This is a genomic window from Clostridium sp. LXY-7, from assembly GCF_056172015.1.
Map to the genome: position 1 here is coordinate 540,486 of NZ_JBLLJL010000004.1, position 20,894 is coordinate 561,379.

General features: G+C 29.3%; 18 protein-coding genes. 12 read left to right on the forward strand and 6 right to left on the reverse strand.

Translation table 11 applies throughout. From position 1 onward, the window contains the following. Positions 1 to 29 precede the first annotated feature (29 nt). From ACI48Q_RS15825 to ACI48Q_RS15840, 4 genes are all read left to right on the forward strand, one after another. Positions 30 to 1,730, forward strand: a complete 1,701-nt coding sequence (locus ACI48Q_RS15825; protein WP_474920088.1) for a molecular chaperone HscC — start codon at positions 30 to 32, stop codon at positions 1,728 to 1,730. A gap of 1 nt (position 1,731) precedes the next feature. After that, entirely contained in the window at positions 1,732 to 5,055 is a 3,324-nt protein-coding gene (locus ACI48Q_RS15830; protein ID WP_474920089.1) for a tetratricopeptide repeat protein, read from the forward strand. A 366-nt stretch (positions 5,056 to 5,421) separates the two neighbouring features. Beyond that, positions 5,422 to 6,117 (forward strand): response regulator transcription factor, encoded by a 696-nt coding sequence (locus ACI48Q_RS15835; RefSeq protein WP_474920090.1) that lies wholly within the window; start codon positions 5,422 to 5,424, stop codon positions 6,115 to 6,117. Then, on the forward strand, positions 6,092 to 8,320 hold the full coding sequence (locus tag ACI48Q_RS15840; RefSeq protein ID WP_474920091.1) for a sensor histidine kinase: 2,229 nt from the start codon (positions 6,092 to 6,094) through the stop codon (positions 8,318 to 8,320). Before ACI48Q_RS15835 ends, ACI48Q_RS15840 begins: the two co-directional genes overlap by 26 nt. Before the next feature lie 110 nt (positions 8,321 to 8,430). On the opposite strand, the gene ACI48Q_RS15845 is transcribed toward ACI48Q_RS15840, so the two are convergent. Next, positions 8,431 to 8,655 carry a hypothetical protein gene (locus ACI48Q_RS15845; RefSeq protein ID WP_474920092.1) on the reverse strand — a complete coding sequence of 75 codons (225 nt, stop codon included), beginning with the start codon at positions 8,653 to 8,655 and terminating at the stop codon, positions 8,431 to 8,433. A 2-nt stretch (positions 8,656 to 8,657) separates the two neighbouring features. Further along, positions 8,658 to 9,062, reverse strand: a complete 405-nt coding sequence (locus ACI48Q_RS15850; protein ID WP_474920093.1) for a CPBP family glutamic-type intramembrane protease — start codon at positions 9,060 to 9,062, stop codon at positions 8,658 to 8,660. A gap of 361 nt (positions 9,063 to 9,423) precedes the next feature. Between ACI48Q_RS15850 and ACI48Q_RS15855 the strand changes: the two genes are divergently transcribed. Then, positions 9,424 to 10,038, forward strand: a complete 615-nt coding sequence (locus tag ACI48Q_RS15855; RefSeq protein WP_474920094.1) for a VanZ family protein — start codon at positions 9,424 to 9,426, stop codon at positions 10,036 to 10,038. Positions 10,039 to 10,249: 211 nt separating this feature from the next. Here ACI48Q_RS15855 and ACI48Q_RS15860 read toward each other — a convergent pair whose 3' ends face one another. Genes ACI48Q_RS15860 through ACI48Q_RS15875 form a run of 4 tightly spaced genes read right to left on the reverse strand, consistent with a single transcriptional unit; the run spans position 10,250 to position 13,821 of the window. Next, a complete protein-coding gene (locus tag ACI48Q_RS15860; protein WP_474920095.1) occupies positions 10,250 to 11,203 on the reverse strand; it encodes an ArsR/SmtB family transcription factor in 954 nt (317 codons plus the stop codon). 9 nt (positions 11,204 to 11,212) lie between these two features. Then, positions 11,213 to 12,022, reverse strand: coding sequence for an ABC transporter permease (locus tag ACI48Q_RS15865; protein ID WP_474920096.1), 810 nt, complete (start codon positions 12,020 to 12,022; stop codon positions 11,213 to 11,215). A 3-nt stretch (positions 12,023 to 12,025) separates the two neighbouring features. Further along, positions 12,026 to 13,000: an ABC transporter ATP-binding protein gene (locus ACI48Q_RS15870; protein WP_474920097.1), complete on the reverse strand. Its 975-nt coding sequence runs from the start codon at positions 12,998 to 13,000 to the stop codon at positions 12,026 to 12,028. Positions 13,001 to 13,008: 8 nt separating this feature from the next. Then, positions 13,009 to 13,821: an ABC transporter permease gene (locus ACI48Q_RS15875; RefSeq protein ID WP_474920098.1), complete on the reverse strand. Its 813-nt coding sequence runs from the start codon at positions 13,819 to 13,821 to the stop codon at positions 13,009 to 13,011. A gap of 224 nt (positions 13,822 to 14,045) precedes the next feature. Here ACI48Q_RS15875 and ACI48Q_RS15880 point away from each other — a divergent pair, with 224 nt between their 5' ends. The 7 genes from ACI48Q_RS15880 to ACI48Q_RS15910 all read left to right on the forward strand — a co-directional run bounded on the left by ACI48Q_RS15880 (position 14,046) and on the right by ACI48Q_RS15910 (position 20,891). Further along, a complete protein-coding gene (locus tag ACI48Q_RS15880; protein ID WP_474920099.1) occupies positions 14,046 to 15,455 on the forward strand; it encodes a VHS/ENTH/ANTH domain-containing protein in 1,410 nt (469 codons plus the stop codon). Positions 15,456 to 15,821: 366 nt separating this feature from the next. Further along, positions 15,822 to 17,273 carry a serine hydrolase domain-containing protein gene (locus ACI48Q_RS15885; protein WP_474920100.1) on the forward strand — a complete coding sequence of 484 codons (1,452 nt, stop codon included), beginning with the start codon at positions 15,822 to 15,824 and terminating at the stop codon, positions 17,271 to 17,273. Between the two features lie 131 nt (positions 17,274 to 17,404). Next, positions 17,405 to 17,881 carry a GNAT family N-acetyltransferase gene (locus tag ACI48Q_RS15890; RefSeq protein ID WP_474920101.1) on the forward strand — a complete coding sequence of 159 codons (477 nt, stop codon included), beginning with the start codon at positions 17,405 to 17,407 and terminating at the stop codon, positions 17,879 to 17,881. A gap of 425 nt (positions 17,882 to 18,306) precedes the next feature. Beyond that, positions 18,307 to 19,065: a threonine/serine exporter family protein gene (locus tag ACI48Q_RS15895; protein ID WP_474920102.1), complete on the forward strand. Its 759-nt coding sequence runs from the start codon at positions 18,307 to 18,309 to the stop codon at positions 19,063 to 19,065. After that, positions 19,062 to 19,565, forward strand: a complete 504-nt coding sequence (locus tag ACI48Q_RS15900) for a threonine/serine exporter family protein (protein ID WP_474920103.1) — start codon at positions 19,062 to 19,064, stop codon at positions 19,563 to 19,565. Before ACI48Q_RS15895 ends, ACI48Q_RS15900 begins: the two co-directional genes overlap by 4 nt. A 122-nt stretch (positions 19,566 to 19,687) precedes the next feature. Further along, a complete protein-coding gene (locus ACI48Q_RS15905) occupies positions 19,688 to 20,440 on the forward strand; it encodes a threonine/serine exporter family protein (RefSeq protein ID WP_474920104.1) in 753 nt (250 codons plus the stop codon). 4 nt (positions 20,441 to 20,444) lie between these two features. After that, positions 20,445 to 20,891 carry a threonine/serine exporter family protein gene (locus ACI48Q_RS15910; protein WP_474920105.1) on the forward strand — a complete coding sequence of 149 codons (447 nt, stop codon included), beginning with the start codon at positions 20,445 to 20,447 and terminating at the stop codon, positions 20,889 to 20,891. The last annotated feature ends 3 nt before the right edge of the window (positions 20,892 to 20,894 follow it).

Below are 20,894 nucleotides of genomic sequence, written 5' to 3' on the forward strand. Positions count from 1 at the left end.
AGACAATTGTAGAAAAGGAGAAAAATTGTATGGTAATAATAGGGATAGATTTAGGGACAACCAATAGCTTGGTTTCTTGTTTTACGGAGAATGGACCAATTATTATTGAAAATGTATTTGGGGAAAGATTAACACCCTCTGTAATTAGTGTGGATGACAATGGTCAGGTGTTTATAGGAAAAGTAGCCAAGGAAAGGCAAATAACTCATCCTAATCATACTGCAGCTATATTTAAGAGAAATATGGGAACAAAAAAAGAGTATAGGCTAGGAGATAAAAAATTCTTACCAGAGGAATTGTCTTCATTTATTATAAGAACATTAAAAGAAGATGCAGAACAATTTTTGGGAAAAGAAGTAACGGAGGCAGTAATAAGTGTGCCAGCTTATTTTAACGACACTCAAAGAAGAGCGACGAAAAGAGCTGGTGAACTTGCAGGATTAAAGGTAGAGCGTTTAATAAATGAACCTACAGCAGCAGCTATAGCTTATGGATTGCATCAAAAGAGTTTAAATACAAAGTTTCTAGTATTCGATTTAGGTGGAGGAACCTTCGATGTATCTATATTAGAGCTTTATAAGAATATCATGGAAGTTAGAGCAGTAGCGGGAGACAATTATCTAGGCGGGGAAGATTTCACTAAAATATTAGTGGAGATATTTGCAAGGAAAAATAGCTTAGATACAAAGGAGATGAATTATAAGACCCTTAGTTTATTAAGAAAACAAGCTGAAGTAGCCAAGAGGGAATTTTCAAAAGAAAAGTCAATAGAGATGTGCTGTAAAATAAGTGAGGAAGTGTTAAAATGCAATATTACCCTTGAAGAATATGAAAAAGCTTGTGAATTTTTATTAGGTAAACTAAGAAAGCCAATAGAAAGGGCTTTAAGTGATGCTGCTATAAAGTTAAAGGAAATAGATACAATAGTATTAGTAGGAGGAGCAACTAAACTTCCAATAATTCGTTCCTTTGTTAGTAAGCTCTTTGGAAGATTACCCTCTGTTAATATAAATCCAGATGAGGTAGTAGCTTTAGGGGCAGCAGTACAAGCAGCCATGAAGAATAGAAATGAAGCTATTAAAGAAATTGTACTTACAGATGTATGTCCATATACCTTGGGTACAAATGTATCAGTACAGAAGTTAGGTGAGTATTATGAACAAGGATATTTTTATCCTATAATTGAGAGAAATACTATTATACCTGTAAGTAGAGTAGAGAGATTATACACTATAAAAGATAATCAAAAGAAGATATATGTTGAGATACTCCAAGGGGAAAGTCGTCTTGCCAAGGATAATATATTATTAGGTAATTTAAGTATAATAGTACCACCAGCACCAAGTGGACAAGAAGCCATAGATGTAAGATATACCTATGATATAAATGGAATTTTAGAGGTGGAGGTTACAGTGGTTTCAACGGGAATTAAGAAAACTGTAGTTATAGAAAAGAACCCTGGTTATATGTCAAAGGAAGAGATGGAAAAACGATTGAAGGAATTAAATGAAATAAAAATACACCCTAGGGACAAGGAAGAAAACAAGCTTCTTTTAGCAAGAGGAGAAAGACTTTTCGAAGAAACCATAGGTGATATAAGAATGCTTATTGGACAGAACTTACAATGGTTTGAAGGTGTATTAGAAAAGCAAAATGAAAGAAAAATAGAGGAGGCCGCTGAAGATATTAGGAATTTACTAGATGAAGTAGAGGAGGAGCAGGAGTTTTAAGATGAGTTATTGGGATATTTTAGGCATAGAGTGCACAAATGATAGAAATGCAATTAGAGAAGCATATATGGAGAAGTTGAATATCTATCATCCAGAAGAAGATCCAGAAGGATTTCAAAGATTGAGAGAAGCTTATGATAATGCTTTAAAGGGAAAAGTAGTTCTAGAAAATAATGAAGAAGAAAAGGATCCTGTAGATAGCTTTATTTCTAAGGTTAAAACCTTGTATGACCAATTCTATTTAAGAATTGATGAAAAAAATTGGAGAGAATTATTTAAAGAGGATGTTTGTTTTCAAATTGATACTTCAAAAGAGATAAGTTATAAGGTATTAGAATTTTTGATGGAACACTACTACTTACCTAATAATGTGTGGAGAACATTAGATGAGCAATTTAGCTGGAGTGAGGCATATGAAGAATTAGGAGAACATTTTCCTAAAAACTTCATAGATTTTGCAATGGCAAATATAAATAATGAATTTAATTTAAGATATGAATTGTTTAGAGAAGAGGAATCAGTAGATTATGATGCATTTATAAAGAATTACTATGATGCCAGCTACAATATAAGAGATGGACGAATTTATAAGGCAAAAAAATCTTTAGATGCAGCCTTATCTATAATAGAATATCATGAAGATTTAAAAATTCTTCAGGGAAGGTATTTATTGCTATTAGATAAGGTGAATGAAGCAATAGAAGTATTTACAAAAATCATAGATGACAATAAATGTAATCCGGAGGTATATTTTAGAAGAGGGGGAGCACTTCTTAGAAAAGGAAAGATAAATGAGGCCTATGAGGATTATAAAAAAGCCTTAGAAAAGGACCCTAACAATACTTCTATTATATTTGGCATAGCTGAATGTTGTTATAGTCTAGAATTGTTTGAGGAAGCCAAGGAAATGTATTCAAGACTAAGCGATATATATCAGTATAATTCAGATATAAGAGCAAATTTAATAAGTGTAAATAAATTTTTGATAGATGAGTATGAAAATATAATTGAAAAAGATGATGAGATTAAATTTAAATTAGCTCAATGTTATTTCGAAAATTATCAATGTGAAGAAAGCTATGAAATTTTAAAACATATAGAAAAAGATTCACCTATGGATAAAACAAGGGTATATTTGGCATTAGGAAAGGTACTTGTTGTCTTAAATAGAACAGAAGAAGCTATGAAGTACTTTGAGGATGTAATAAGGCTTGAGCCAGAGAATGGAGAAGCTTATGGCTATATGGCCAGCATACTTCATGATATGAAAAAATATAAAGAAGCATTAAATTTTTATGATAATGCAATAGAATATGGAGAGGATTTATCTACCATATATAATAATAAAGGAAATTTATTATATAAACTAAAAAGATATGAAGAAGGCTTAGATGCATGTAATAAATCTATAGAGTTAAATGGTGGCATGGCTCATGCTTATAACAACAAAGGAAAGATATTATGCGAACTAGGAAGATATGAAGAAGCTTTAGAGGTATATAATATTGCATTAGATATCTGTCAAACCTTTGCAGAGGTTTATGGAAATAAAGCAGAAATATATATTAGAATAGGTAGGGCTGAAGAAGCTGTTAAGATTTGTGACGAAGCCATTAAAATTGGATTGGTAGATGGAAGTATATACTATGAAAAGGCAGAGGCACTATATACACTTGGAGAAAAGGCAGAAGCTCTAGAGTTATACGGTAAGTCATTAGAGAAAGATAAGGATAATTCAAAAATATATATAGGCTTTGGTCATTTTTATTTTGATGCTAAAGAATATGAGAAGGCTATAGAGTTTTATAATAAGGCCATAAATATAGATAAGAAAAACCCATACTACTATGTATGTAGAGGCAATGTTTATAGAAATATGGAAAAATATGATGAGGCTATAGCTGATTATACCAAAGGAATAGAATTAGACAATGGTTATGGATATGCATATTGCCAAAGGGGAATTATGTATAGAAATAAGAAGATGTTTAAAGAGGCCATTGAGGATTATAAGAAGGCTACAGAAATAGATACAGAGCATGCTTTTACATATAATGAATTAGGAGAAGTCTATCATGAAATGCAAAAATATGATAGTGCTATTGAGTGGTATACAAAAGCACTAGAAGTAGACCTAGGGTATGACTATTGTTATGCTAATAGGGGTATAACTTATAAAACCATAAAAGATTTTTCAAAAGCTATTGAAGATTTTACTAGAGCAGTAGAAATAAATCCAGAGTATGCTTATGCTTATAATGAATTAGGTGAAGTATGTCATGAAATGGAAAATTATGAGAAAGCAATAGAATGGTACAGTAAAGCTTTAAATATAGATAGTAATTATTCTTATTGTTATATTAATAGGGCTATAACTTATAAAAAGATGAAAGAGATTTCAAAAGCTATTGACGATTATACAAAGTCCATAGAAATAAGCCCTGAGTATACTTATGCCTATAACGAAATAGGAGATATATATTATGAGTCAGAAAAATATGATGAGGCAATAGAATGGTATAGAAAGGCATTAAAAATAAATAAAAACTATGTTGATGCCTATAATAACATAGGACTATCCTACTTTGATCAGGGAAAATACGATAAGGCCTTTGCAAAATTTAAGAAGGCTATAAAAATAGATCCTAAATATAAGTATGGATATTATAATATGGGTAGAATAATGTCAATTAAAGGGGATTATGAAGAGGCAATAAAATTGTATACTAAGGCTATAGAGATAGATCCAAGGTATGATGCATGTTATAACAATAGAGGAAGATCATATAAAAGTTTAAATAGATATGAAGAGGCAATAAAAGATTATACCAGTGCTATAGAAATTTCTCTCCATAGTGAAGCATTATATTACAATAATAGAGGAGTAGTATATGAAGACCTTGATGATTTGGAAAAAGCCATGATGGATTATAAAAAAGCTTTAGAAATATATCCAGAGTATGATTTACCTCTATGCAATATGGGAGATGTATACTATACACAAGGTAAATATGAAAGAGCTATAGAGTATTATACAAAGTCATTAGAGGTTAATCGCCAATTTGATTATTGTTATTATAAAAGAGCAATGGGTTACAAGTTAATAGGAGAGATAGAGAAGTCTATATTAGATTATACAAAAGCCATAGAATTTAATGATGAAGATGATAATTATTTCTTGCAAAGAGGACTTCTGCATAAGCAAATGGGAAGAAAAAAAGAAGCCTGTGCTGATTTTAAAAAAGCCTTAAAATTAAATTCTGATAACAAGGAAGCAAGAAATAATCTTAGTTTATTCTCTAAGGTTTTAAGTATGTTTTCTTAAGAAATTTTTATGAAAATATAATCGTTACAAAATAGAAAATTAACCACAAGGAAGCTATGGATAAATATATTTAACCATAGCTTTCTTGTGGCTTTTTACATATCTAACAAAGTATAAAAATATGTATTGGTATCACCTTTTGGATTTTAGAAGAAAGTCTTTAGAAAGTCTTTAGATTTCCCTCAAGTTTATCTTAATTTTTGAAAAGTATCATAAAAGTATAGAAACAAGAAATGGTTTAATAAATTAAAAAATTCTCTATGATATTGTATAATTAAGCTTGTATATAGATTAATGTATATTAAAAAATAATATGTAGATTAAATTAGATTGAATAAATACAATGTTGTAGAAAGAGGGAGCAATATGAATTCATATAATATTTTAGTTGTGGAAGATGAGAAGGAAATAGCAGATGCTATAGAAATATATTTAGTAAACCAAGGATATAAGGTATTTAAAGGTTACAATGGCTTCGAAGCATTAGATATATTAAATAGTGAAAAAATACATTTAGCGATAATAGATGTAATGATGCCTAAAATGGATGGAATAACTTTAATAATGAAGCTCAGAGAAAATAATAATTTCCCTGTTATAATATTATCTGCAAAATCAGAAGAAGTTGATAAGATTATGGGACTTAATATAGGAGCTGATGATTATGTTTCAAAACCATTCAAACCTCTGGAGCTTTTAGCACGAGTTAATTCTCAGCTTAGAAGATATACTAAATACTTAAATATGGTTAAAGATGAGGACAATGTATTTGTTATAGGAGGATTAGAGCTTAATCAGGATACTAAAGAAGTAACAGTAGATGGTAACTTAGTGAAGACTACGCCTAGTGAATTTAAGATACTTCATTTATTAATGAGAAATCCAGGGAGGGTTTTCTCTGCAGAGGAGATATATGAAAGAGTTTGGAATGAGCAGGCAATAAACACAGATACTATAATGGTTCATGTAAGAAACATAAGAGAAAAAATAGAAATAAATCCAAAAAATCCAAAATATTTAAAGGTGGTGTGGGGAGTTGGATACAAAATTGAAAAGCAATAAAAATACTAGTAAATATATAATAAATACAATCATCTCGATTTTATTATTAGGTACAGCTATAGGAATGTTATTCACATATTCAAATATAGAAGAGAGAAGTAAAAAATATGGATATAATCCATATGAACAATCAGATTTTCTAGAAGATTTATATAAAAATAGTTATGTGTTATATCATAAAATGCTAGAAGAAAAATCAGGGAAAAAAATAGTTCCATCAGACCTATTATTTAATGAAAATTTAGTTTACAAAGAATATGAGAATTACTCAGAGGATGATTCAGACTACAATTCAAATTATGATCAATATAGAGATATAAAGAATAGAATAAATGACGAATTTAGTAGTTGGAAAAGAAATTTTAATAATTCTTTTAGTAATTTATCTTATTATGCTGTTGAAAAGGAAAAAAAATTAAGCATAACAAATAATGGCAAGGATATAAATGGTCTAATAGATGAGAATATTAGCCTAGAAAAACGTGAAGAAAATAATAAATATAATATAATATATGATTTCTATGTAGTTCTTGATTTTGATGAAAAAGGAAATTTAACTGTGAGAAATCCTTATGGAGTAGATGGAAATGACATAACTAGTAGATTTATAGATTTTAAATCAAGTCTAAATCTAAATTACAATTTAGAATTGGAATCTATTAAAAATATGACCCTTGTATATGCTGTTCCTAAAAATTTATCTTACAGTGATAGTATATCTTATTATGTAGATAGAGGAAATAGATATGGGATTGTTAACGCTAGTGGCCCTTTTATAATGTTAGCCCTAGGATTTATAACATTATGCGGACTATTAATTCCATATAAAAATTCTAAAGAATTGTTAGGCTTTGATAAATTCTATAAAATTCCATTTGAAATAATTGCACTAATGGTACTTTTCACTATAGCACTTATAAGTACATCTCCACAAAATATAATAACTAGTACTTTAAGTGGAGAATTTGTTAACGGATTAGCAGAATTAAGTATAGAAGGAGCTTTAGCTAAAAATATAGTTGGGTTAATAAATATTGGGTATTGGTTTATATGTTTTGGAATAATATTTATGGCGGTTGTTTTATTAAAGCATATATTTAGTATAGGAATTAAAAAATATATCAGAGAAAACACCTTAATGTTTATAATAATAAAATGGATAAAAAATATATTTAGTAGGACATATGAATATTTTCAAAATATAGATCTAAGAGATAAACCAACAAAGTTTATTGTAAAAGCATTAGGTATAAATTTTGTAGTAGTATTAATACTTTGTAGCATGTGGTTCTTTGGAATATTTGGGGCAATAATCTATACAGTAGTTTTATTTATAATAGTAAGAAGATATGTTGAAGATACAAGTAAAAAGTACAATAAACTTTTAAAAGCAACTAGTAAAATTGCAGAAGGTAATTTAGATGTTGACATTGAGGAAAATTTAGGTGTATTTGAGCCATTTAAGGAAGAAATACAAAGTATACAAAGTGGATTTAAAAAGGCAGTTCATGAGGAAGTAAAAAGTCAAAGGATGAAAACAGAGCTTATATCTAACGTATCCCATGACTTAAAAACTCCATTAACTTCAATTATTACCTATGTAGATTTGTTAAAAGATGAAAATATTACTGAGGAAAACCGTAAACAATATTTAGATACCCTAGATAGAAAGTCACAAAGATTACAAGAGTTGATTGAAAATCTATTTGAGGTAAGTAAAGCAACAAGTGGAAATATAAAGTTAGATATAGTGGATGTGGATGTAGTATCTCTAATGAAGCAAACCCTATTAGAATTAACTGATAAGATATCAGAGGCATCCTTAATTGTAAAAAGCAATTTTCCAGAAGGTAAAGTTGTATTAGCTTTAGACAGTCAACGTATGTTTAGAGTATTTGAAAATCTTATAATTAATATAACTAAATATGCTATGACAGGATCTAGAGTATATATCGATATTATTGAGGAAGTTGATAGGGTTAATATAGTTTTCAAAAACATGTCTGCAGTAGAAATAGATATAAATATGGAAGATTTGACAGATAGATTTGTTAGAGGAGATAAGTCTAGGAATACAGAAGGTTCGGGCCTAGGTCTTGCCATAGCTAAGAGCTTCGTGGAGTTACAAGGAGGAATTTTCTCGGTAAATGTAGATGGAGATTTATTTAAAGTTACAATTAGCTTTGACAAAAAAGCAATATAAAGCATAAAAGCAGCCTTTGGGCTGCTTTTATGCTTTGACTCTGTTAGACAAAATTGCTGATTTGCTATACAAAATAAGGTTGGATGTATAAATAACCTTATTTTAATTACTTAGTTCTTTTTAAATAAATTAAATCCTGATAAAACACATATAAATGCACTGAATCCTAATCTTAACCAATCCATATAAAGCCAGAAATCTCCACCGTATACTATGCTTGGAGTTGTATTATATTCATCAACATAAATACCTATATTCCAAAATAACTTAACGGATATTATTAAGCAAATAAAACTTAATGCAAATATGACCATGTTTAAAAATTTATTATTCATAATTATTCCCTCCAAATTTCGAATGAATTATTTACTAATTTATATGCTATATTAGGAGCATTATCTCTTAAAGGGACTTTAAACCAAATGGTATCTACATATCCTAAATGCCATAGAGCAAATAGCAAAGTATTCATAATATAAACCGTAAATCCACTTTTATAACAGGATTTTAGCTTATTCCAAACATACCCCCTAAAAAGGAACTCTTCAAAATTTTTGGACATGATTAGGATAGTAATAGTAAGTAAAAACATGATCAAAATAGTAATTAAATCGCTACTATAAGAATTCTTATCTACGATTAGGAAAAGCAAGTGTTTTATTGTTATTCTTATAATCTGAAATGATATTAAAGTAGCTATGATTTTTAGTAATAGGTTTTTCTTAATTCTATAATTCCTCATTCCTTCTACTCCTTAAAATCCTCCATTTTTGCTTTATTAAGTATCTTATAACATAATAACAGAAATATTATCGTTATTCAATAAAAAAATAAGTAATAACAATAAAAATATATTGTTATTTAAAAATATCACTATATAAAAGTTACAATAAAGTTTATACACGATAAATGATTGATATGAATTATCTTTATTGAAATCTATATAATTAAAATTTTGTAATAATTTCTTAAGAAATGTTTAAGTAAATTTTAAATAATTAATTATACAATATGTTTATTAATAAAAATAATTTACAAAAGGAGAGTTTTAGATATAGGTTTTTAATGGACAGCTAACAGTAAGATTAAAGAGGGTGAAAAAAATGAGTGAATTAAAAAGTTTTATAATAGCAATTTTTCTAATAACTGTTTTAAATATTTTTTTAAGGAAAAATAGCAAGAAACTTAAAGATAAAATAAGATGGCAACATTACTTTTTTGGATATCTTTTTATGATATATCTTATAATCGCCTTAACACAAGTAGTAGGATTTCCTTCTTTGCAGGAAGGGCAAAGGATTTTAAGTTTAAATGAGCCTATATTTAATCCTAATATAAATTTAGTACCTTTTAAAGGTGGACTTGAAATTTCAGCTATACTTAATATAATATTCTTTATGCCGTTTGGATTCTTATTACCAACATTATGGAAAAAGCATAGAAGCTTATGCCCTACGTTATATAGTGGAATATTATTTTCAATAATTATTGAAATTAGTCAATTGTTTGCTAAATATCGTGCAACAGATATTAATGATTTAATAATGAATACCACAGGAACCATTTGTGGTTGGGTAATTTTCAATATAATTAGTAAAGTTTTTCATAAACTGGCTAATAAGACAGCGGTTCAAGACTTTTCTAAGGATATGATGATTATTAAATTAGAGCCTTGTTTTTATATTGTGATTGCAATCATAAGTGCATTTTTAGCTTAAAGGTTTGAGAATATGTGATGATTTTTTTAATATTTATTTATAAAAATACTGAAATTTAATTATTCATTATATGTAAGTTTCAATAATATGATTAGACCATAAAAATCATTTCTATGATGAAATTATGAAAATCCTTCAGCAGTAGCTTTTTATAGTCTAATCATAAGATATTCTATTTGTATAATGTAGAAACTTAATTAAAACTTATATATTATATAAAATACTCATATATTTTATATGGAATATAGTCAATTGAGTCTAAATTTAAATAATAATATATATAGTTACCATGTCGTTTTTTATATAGAAGCTCTGCCTCATATAATATCTTTAAATGCTTAGAAATGCAGGCTTCTGTCAATTTTAAAGTTTTAGCTAGATTTTGTGTAGATTGAGGAGACTTTTTCATTTCTCTAACTATTTTTAATCTTGTTTCATCACCTAAAGCTTTAAGTAAATATATAAGGTCACTAGGTGCTAGGTCTTTTTTATCCCCTATCTTTATAAGTCTAGTCAAATAAACTTCATTCTCTCCAGTGTCTATTAATAGATGAGGGGACATAAAGGTACTGGGTCTTATTTTTATAATTTTTAGGCTATCTAAGCTATAGCTATATACTTTATTCTTATGAAATTTTATTTCATTTTCCGTTATTTCTATTCTTTCATGGATAGAACCTATATATTTAAGTGTATCTTCTTTTGCAGTTTCTATATCTTTTTTTAGAACTCTTACTAGTAAAGGTTCTATATATTTTAATTCTTGTTGAAAGTATTCTAAATAGAATTTATTTAAAACTTTAAAAATATCTGCCTTTTCCTTTTCATTAATAGATTTATTATAAAGACTAAAAATTTTATTTATTTCGTAGAGAGGTTTAATGGAAATAAAATCCAAAACACTTAAGATACTTAAATCTTCACATTCCTCGTAGGTTTGAAATATATCCATTACAATAAGCCAATTATAGGTTTTTTCACCTAAAATTCTTATCTCTTTTAATAAATCAGCATCCATATCAGTTAAAAGTCTATCTGCCCAATCTAATCTATCTAAATGGTGGCTGGGGTTTACAAGAACATGAAGAGCACAAAGCATTTCAAAGATTGGTGAGTATATAAATTCTATTTTTATTTCCTTTTCGTATAATAAACCTACTCTCATAAAATCTCCTTAAAATAAAGTTAAGTTACCTGTTTTTCTGCTGTGGAGCTCCACTCTTTTAAGTATTATTAGTGATAAACTATATAGAATTAATATGATAAGAATTCCTACTAATAGAAATCCTCTCAAGTCATATAAAGTGCTACCACTTAAAAATACCTTTCTCATAGCTTCAATGGCATAGGTTAAAGGAAAAATAAAGCTTACTATTTTAGCCCATAGTGGAAATAACACTGTAGGAACTTTTACTCCTGAAAAGATTTCCATAGGTTCTTCTAAAATAGTAAATAAAAATCCTGAATCTCTGGAAAATAAAAATAGTGAATTTAAAAACATTCCCCAAAGCACAGCCATGAGCATGGTAACTAAAAAAACTATTATTGCTGAAAAAATATTTATATTCAATACTTCATATTTAAATATAATCATTGCAAAAGTAAAAAACAACATAACTATTATACTTTCAAATAGGGAAGATATAGCATTACCTAAAATAACCCCTTGTCTACTAGCTGGAGATAAGTAAATTAACTCTAAAGTTCCACTTACTCGTTCGTAGGAAAATTTCCAAGCAGATTGAACTAAGGACCTAAAAAAGCTCATGGACATATATCCTAATAATATAAATATTATCATATTTTCTTTATTTAAATAAGGTATATTACTATTATCCAAATTGAAAGGCTTAAAGCTATAATAAGTAGATATAAAGCTAATTATAGGCCAGATAAATAATGATACATATATAAGTTTACTGTGAAAATAATTTTTATGTTGTTTTATAGCCTCTGCTTTAAGAACTTTAAAAAAATCTTCCATTTCCTAAGCCTCCTTTGCTAAATTTATTATGGCCTCTTCTAATTTTGGTTCTATTTCATACATTTCCTTTATAATCAGTCCATTTTTCACACAAAATTCTGATAGATTTATAGAAATATTTATAGGTGAAATTACTTCTAAACCTTCCGTATCTCTTTTTTCTACTGTAATATCATCATAAACTTTATTTAACTCCAGTGATAATTTGTCTCTCAAAAACTCTGGAGGATTGTACACATTAATAACGTATTTTTTATATTTAAAGGTTGCTCTAGTCAGTTCTTTTGGAGTTCCCTCTTTTATTGTTTCACCATTATTTAATATATAAATATAGTCACAGAGCTCTTCAATTTCGCCCATATAATGAGAGGTTAATAGAATTCCTTTTCCTTCTTCTTTAGCAAGTCGTTTTGTATATTCTCTCAATTCCTTAGCAACTACTGCATCTAACCCTATAGTCGGTTCATCCATAAAAATATATTTAGGATCATTTATCAATCCTCTTGCTATTTGCAATCTCTGCTTCATACCTTTAGAATAAGTCTCCACAGGCACATTCTTTTTTTCATATAGGCCTACTAGCTTTAATAGCATATTTATTCGTTCCTTTAAGAGCTTGTTATCTATGCCATAAAGTTGACCATAGTACCAAAGGTTTTCATAGGCTGTGAGTCTCCAATAAATCATTCTTTCTCCACCAGCTACCATGTTAATAATTTTTTTTACTGACCTAGGATTTTTAACTCCATCTATGTTATCTATAAGATAGGTTCCACTTGTAGGAGATAGTAAAGTAGTCAACATTTTAATTGTGGTAGTTTTCCCTGCTCCATTTATACCTAATAGACCTATTATTTCTCCACTGTCAATTTTTAAAGAGACCTCTTTGACAGCTTCAACATATTTTTTACTCTTTTTCATAAAGCCTTCACTTATCTTAGTTTCAAAAGTTTTCTTTAAATTTTCTGCTATAATCATATTTCCACCTACCCTTGAATTTTTTCTAAAGCTATATATTCAATTTTCTTAATAAGCCCAAAACCTATAAGTGTATAAACTAAGCTTAGTATAAATACATAAATCACATCTGATATTTGGGATGATAGGGACATTCCTAAGAGTGCGGTATTTCTTATAATTTCTACAACTCCTGTTATTGGTATAAGATTAGCAATATGTCTTACAAATAGAGGTAAATAATCTATAGGAAAAGTAATTCCACACAAAAGAAATAGAAGAGCAAATAAGGTGTTTTGAGAGATATAGGTATCTCGTGTGTATAGCATAATACAAGCTAATACCATAGATACTCCAAAGAAAGCAAATAATCCTAATAAACAGGATAATAAAAATCCTATCATATTAACATTTCTTAAAGTAAGTCCAAAGGGTATAGCTATTATTATTGAAACACATACCTCTAATCCCGTAGTAATGGTCTGTTGAAGCGTATTTCCCATAAAATATTGAACTCTTTTAAAGGGAGCAAGCATTATACTTTCTAAGGTTCCTTCCCGAAGCTCTGTAATTAGGCTTCTACTTACATTTAGGCAGGTTCTAACCACAAAGATATAAATTAAAGTTCCTAGAATAACAAAGCTCATGTAATCTCCTGTACCTGTATAGGTATAGAATTGTTTAGAGGTGTTTCCGTTAAATAAAAGCTTGTACATAAATAATGCACCTAGAGAGGTGTAAATTCCAGTCAGTACATTTCCAATAAAAAAGCTTTTTGGGTATGCTCTGAATTGAATCATAAAATTTCTGAGAAAGGTTGCCTTCAATACTTTTAGATCCATATTATTCCTCCTTTTATTTTGATTAACTAGATAGCTAATCAAATGATGTTTTCTCTAAGGCAGAAGGATTATAGAGCTCATAGATATATTTGTCAATATTTTACCTAAATAGGATAATAAATGATTAAAATATGGAGTAAAGTAGCAACTTATAAAAACAACCATATATTATACTAGAAAGTTGTACAAGCATTATTAAAATTTTATAATAAGGAGTTAATATTATGCTCTCTTTAAATAAAATAACACCCTATAATGGGTTTTATGAAAATCCAGATTTTGGTCAACAAAATAACTATGCTTGGTCAATGGCAGAATTAGGTGACTATATTTATGTGGGGACAGGAAGAAATATAGTTTATCTTGTAATGGTTGGAATTTTTAATATTCCTGCAGATAGAGTTCCTGAAGTATTCAATCCAAAACCATTTCCAGATTTAAATGGTGAAATTTGGCGTTATAAAAAAGATGGTAGTGAACCATGGCAAAGGGTATATAAATCGACTATGGAAGAGGGAATTACTGGATTTAGATTTATGATTGATTACACCTTAGCTAATGGAGAAAAACTAATAGTTGCAGCAGGAAGTAATTTAACAAGTGTAAGAATGTTAGTTAGTGAAAATGGAGTTGATTGGATTCCTGCCAATGATGGAATTACTGATGGTGATACTGTGAGGTCTATGATAGTTCACAATGGAAAGTTATATATGGGGGTTATGATAGGCACAGGTGGAGGAAATGAGACAATTCTATATGAAACAGAAAATCCTTTAAATGGTTGGAATAGAGTGAGCTTTGGTGTTTCTAAAAATAATCCAAGAGGAGAAATAGCATCAATGGAAAGCTTTAATGGACATTTATATATTGGTACTGCACCAATAGGAGGTTTTGAAGTTTGGCGTACTTTTGGTACAGAACCTGAGAGAGACCAGTGGAAGTTAGTGGTTGACAAGGGTGCTGGAGATGCTTTAAATGAATTGCCTCTCAGTATGAAGGTTTTCAAAAATAATCTTTATGTGGGTACTGGGGTTTGGTTTGGAATTTATAGTATAAATCCTAGTCAACGATTTGTGCCTCCAAAGGGATTTGATATAATAAAAATTTGTTATAATGATATATGGGAAGTAGTTGTAGGCAGTAGTCCAATATTCCCTACAAAACCAATAACAAATGGTATCAGAGATCCGAAACAACCTGCTGGTTTAGGATTTGTATCCAATGCATACTGTTGGCAGTTAAAAGAATATAATAATGAGCTCTATTTAGGATCTTGGGACTGGTCTGTGCTTATTCCTACAATTATTTTCAGTTTAATAGAGAATATAGATTATTTTAAAAGCATTATACCTGAAAACTTTTGGAATGGATGCCTAGGTCAGGAGGATTTTTGTAGGTTTATTCGTATAATTATATGTATACTGAAGATCATTATCAATACAATTAAAACCATGGGTGGGGATTTATGGGTTTCTCATAGTGGAGATTGCTGGAAACCAATTTCTCTTAATGGATTAAGAAATGATAAAAATTATGGTATTAGAATGCTATTGCCGTCCAATGATGGTAGACTCTATGTAGGTACTGCAAATCCTTATGAAGGCTGTGAAGTATGGACTTCAAAGAAAAAATAATCATCACTGTTTTGAGGTTTAAATAGTAAACAGCTACTCTTGCCATAATTATCTTTTAAATGCATCTAAGATGAATATATTTAAATATTATACAATAATTGACTTAAAATAACTTGAATGATAATATGTATGTATAATTTACTATTTAAGATCTTTTGAGTTAGCTTAGTGTTATGGTTATGTAATACTATATAATTTTTAAGTGAGTTTAGAAAAATTAATCTAGGCTGTAGGAAAGATTTACTTTCTTACAGTCTTTAATTTTATCTATAGATTATAAGGAATGGATTTGTTTTTAAATAGTGTGGATAATGAACTACATATTATTACTTACAATAAAAAGTTGTATAAAGGGGGCAAAATATAATGTTAAAGATGAGAGAAAGAAATGAGAAATTAGAAGAAATTATTGAAAGATATATGGAAGAGGAAGATATACCAGGAGTGGCCATAGGAATAGTTATGGATAGTAAAATTGCATATACCAAAGGCTTTGGAGTAATGGACATAAGTACGGGAGAAAAAGTTAATGAGAATACACTTTTTCATATGGCATCAATATCTAAAACCTTTGTAGCTACAGCTATTATGCAATTAGTTGAAAATGAGAAAATGGATATTAATAAACTTGTAATAGAGTATGTTCCTTACTTTAAGTTAGAGGATGAAAGATATAAGGAAGTTACAGTTAAATATATGCTAACTCACCTATCTGGAATGCCAGATGTGGAGGACTATGAGTGGGATAAGCCTAAATATGGAGATGATGCACTAGAGGGGTATGTTAGGAGCCTTTCTGATAAAAAGTTAATTTGGAACCCAGGAGAAAAGTTTGCCTATAGTAATATGTCCTATGAAATCTTAGGAGATGTTATTGCCAAGGCCGCTGGCATGTCTTTTGAGGATTACGTTAAAGAAAATATATTAAATCCTCTAGGGATGACGGAGAGTACCTTTTTAAATGAAAAGGTATCAAGAGGACTTTTAACCACTCCACATGTGAGAGATAGCAGATTTGAAAAAACTATAAGTGAAATATTTCCTTACAATAGAATTCATGCTCCTAGTTCAACCCTTTATTCTAATGTAACTGAGATGTGCAATTATGCTATTACTTATATGAACAAAGGTAATTTTAATGGAAAACAGATATTCACAAGAAAATCTTATGAAGCTATGACTATGCCTTATGCTGAAACAGGGTGGGGAGAACTAAATATAGGACTAAGTTGGTTTATTAAGGATTATCATGGAGCCGTAAGAATCAGCCATAGTGGAGGAGATACAGGTTTTAGAAGTAATCTTATTATACTACCAGAAAAAGGTATGGCGGTAGTTGGTATGAGTAATTGTGATTATGGAAATGTAGAAATGATTACAGAGGCTGCATTAGATATAATTAATGATTATGAAGTTAAGAACATTAAAATATCACCGACACCTTTGCTTTTTAATATCTTAGTTAATCAGGGTATAGAGAGTGTAAGAGAGAAACTTAGATACATGAAGGAAAATGAATTAGATAAATATCATATGAACGAATGGAGATTAAATTCCTTAGCTTATGGACTTATGAGATCAAATATGGTTAATGATGGAATAGAAATTTTGAAATTAGCTATTGAGGAATATCCTAATTCAGCTAACCTCTATGATAGTCTTGGAGAGTTATATTTAAAAAAAGGTGACAAAAGATTATCAGTAGATAGTTATAAAAAATCATTAGAATTAAACCTTGGTAATTCACATGCTAAAGAGACAGTAGAAAGATTGGAAAAAGAAAGACAGGAACTTGAAAATACATTGAAGGAAATATAGATGAGTTGAGAAGTATAGAAGAAAAGGTTATTAAATATATGACTGAGGAAATAGATGTAAGCGGTATTGAAAGAGAAGCTACATGGAATGATGAGATATTAGAGCTTTTATAGAAATGAAGGTGAGTATATATGAACTTTAAATTTAAAGAAATGAATAATGATTATGCCAAAGAAATTTTAACTTGGCATTATGATGGAATATATTCTTTCTATGATATGGAATACGATACAGAAGATTTAAAAGAATTTTTAGATAATATAAAGAATAATACTTGGAAGAATCAATATGTTGCAGTAGATGATTTAGAAAAGCTTATAGGAATATTTTCTTTCAATATTGATAAAGAGGTTATGGAAATTGGATTAGGATTAAGACCAGATTTAACAGGTCAGGGTATAGGAGAAGAGTATATAAGCTCCGGAATCAATCATGGAATAAACACATTGAATTTTAAAGGAAAGTGTATAAGCTTATCAGTTGTTGCTTTTAATTTAAGAGCAATAAAGCTATATAAAAAAGTTGGATTTGAAGAAGTAAGTAGATTTATACAACTTATAAATGATTATGATTATGAATTTATAAAGATGATAAAGGTACACCCATAGGAGATAGACATTGTACCATATAGATATTCCTTTTGCACTAACCACACAAAAGAGGCTTTTTAAGGAAGCTGGTTTTAAAAACTTTAGTCTTATATTTAAACAAGGTGAGCACTTTATTTATGAAGTAAGATAGTTTAAGGTTAATAGGGCAATTCTATTACCAACTCAAGTACAAATATTAGTATATTTTTATTATAATTTAAGGAGACTGTGTTAAAATGCTTATGCTATTTTGATACAGTCTTTTAATATGTCTTAAACATAAATATTCAGATTATTAGATAATTTGCTGTGTTATTGTAGTAAATTTGAAAATATATTAATATGATAATATGTAATAAAATAACATATAGTATAATTTGAAAATTTAAATTTGTAAGTTGGGATTTAAATTATTAAGTGTAATTTAAATAGGTGAGTAAAATATGGAAGCTAAAAAAGTTTTAGAAATTGCTCTTTCAGCAGGTAAAATACTTTTAAGTAACGGAGCAGAGGCATATCGGGTGGAAGAAACCATTGAAAACATATGTAGAGCTTATTCCTTAGAGTGTGAGTGTATGGTTACAGATAGAGGGGTATTTGTTTCCATAGTAGATAGTCATGATGAGAAAGTGACCTCATTAAAAAAAATTGGACCTAGACGAGTAGACTTATACAGAATAGAACTTATCAATTCTTTTTCTAGAAATATTAAAGAAGCTAATTTATCTTATGAAGAGGCTAAAAAGATGCTAAAGGATATAGATAATTCTCCTTATTTTAGCTTTCCCATAAGACTATTTGCTGCAAGTATGACATCTTTTGTATATTCATTATTCTTCAATGGAACTATATATGATTCTATTATGTCAGCAGTTATAAGTGCAGGTATTTATTTTATGTTAGAAAAGATATCGAAGGTTGGTTTTTTTCAATTTTTTCAGATGCTTATTTCTGGTTTTATGATAGGAGTTACAAGCTCAATACTGCAGAGCATATTTCCAGTTTTAAATAAGGATAATTTAATAACAGGTGCAATAATGATTTTATTACCAGGAGTAGCTCTTACCAATGGAATTAAGGACGTTATATATGGTGACTTTGTGGCCGGAATGGCAAAATTTTGTGAAGCAATGCTTGTTATAGTTGCAGTAGGGGTGGGTATAGCAGCAGCGTTACTGCTTAGGATAGGTGTGACATTATGATAAAACAAATCATATTAGCATTTTTAGGCAGTATATTTCCTGTTATTTTATTTAATATTGATAGAAAGAAGATTATATGGACAGGCTTTTGTGGATCACTAGGATGGGCAGCATACTTGATTATATATAGTTTAAATAGTAGCTCAGTTATAGCGTCTTTTGTGGGAGCTTTTGTTGTGGGAATGTATAGTGAAATTATGGCAAGAATACTTAAAACACCAGCTACACAATTTTCTGTACCAGGGATATTTCCATTAGTTCCAGGAATACTTGCTTATAAAACTATAAATTTTCTTGTGGAAAAGAATCTTAATCAGGCTTTTACTAAAGGTATGGAAACAATAGCAATAGCTGGAGCTATTGGACTCGGTATAATGTTATCTGCAACCACATCTAAATTTATATCAAAGATAAGAAATCGACGTAAAAGGTATAAAATAAAACTTAGAGACCGGAGGAAGAAGTTAAATGCGCCAAAGGCGAGTAAATCGAGTCACTAGATCAGTGCAACTATAAGTTGCAATTAACTAAATAAATTTATTAATAAAACATTTAATTATAGATAAAATAATAAAAAATGATATAATAATCCTTGAAATATTAAACAAAAGAGGAGTAAAGTATGGAAGCTAAGAAGGTGTTAGACATTGCCCTATCAGCGGGACAGATACTTCTAAGCAATGGTGCTGAAGCATATAGAATTGAAGAAACTGTGGAAAATATATGCAAGGCCTATAAGTTAGAATGTGAATGTATGGTAACTGATAGAGGAGTTTTTGTTTCAGTTGTTGATGCAGATGATGAAAAGGTAACATCATTAAAGAAAATACGTACTAGAAGAGTAGATTTACTTAGGATAGAGCTTGTAAATAATTTTTCTCGCAATATTAGAGAAGAGTGTATGACTTATGAAGAAGCAAAAAAGAGATTAAAAGATATAGAAAAAGCACCGTACTATAGTTTTAAGTTGAGATTGTTTTCAGCAGCAATGACATCTTTTATTTATGCATTATTTCTTAATGGAACTATATATGATTCTATTGTATCTGCAATTATAAGTGTAGGTGTATATTACATGCTTGAGAAAATATCTGGAATAGGATTTTTTCAGTTTTTCCAAGTATTTATTTCAGCATTTATTATAGGAAGCGTTAGCGCAGTACTCCATAATATATTTCCCGTTTTAATTAAAGATAATGTAATAACAGGAGCGATTATGATTTTATTACCTGGAGTTGCTCTTACTAATGGGATGAAGGATATAATTTATGGAGATTTTGTTTCGGGTATGGCAAAATTTTGTGAGGCTGTACTAATATTAGTTGCTCTGGGAGCAGGTATTGGTGCCGCGTTATTTCTTAGAATAGGTGTGTGAAGATATGATAAGACAGATTGTATTAGCGTTTTTCGGAAGTGTATTCCCCGTTATACTATTTAACATAGACAGAAAAAAAATTATATGGACAGGATTTTGTGGTGCTCTTGGATGGGCTGCTTATCTAATAGTATACAATATCTATGGTAGCTCTATTATAGCTTCCTTTATAGGAGCTTTTGCAGTAGGAGTATATAGTGAAGTCATGGCCAGAATTTTAAAGACTCCTGCTACACAATTCTCTATTCCAGGTATATTTCCACTGGTTCCAGGAATACTCGGATATAAAACTATAAGTCTATTAGTAGAAAATAAGTTTTCAGAAGCTGCACTAAAGGGAATGGAAACTGTAGCTATTGCAGGAGCTATAGGCTTTGGCATAATGCTATCAGCGACTACCTCTAGATTTATATCTAGATTGAAGAATGAGAAAAATAGTAATTTAACATAGAGA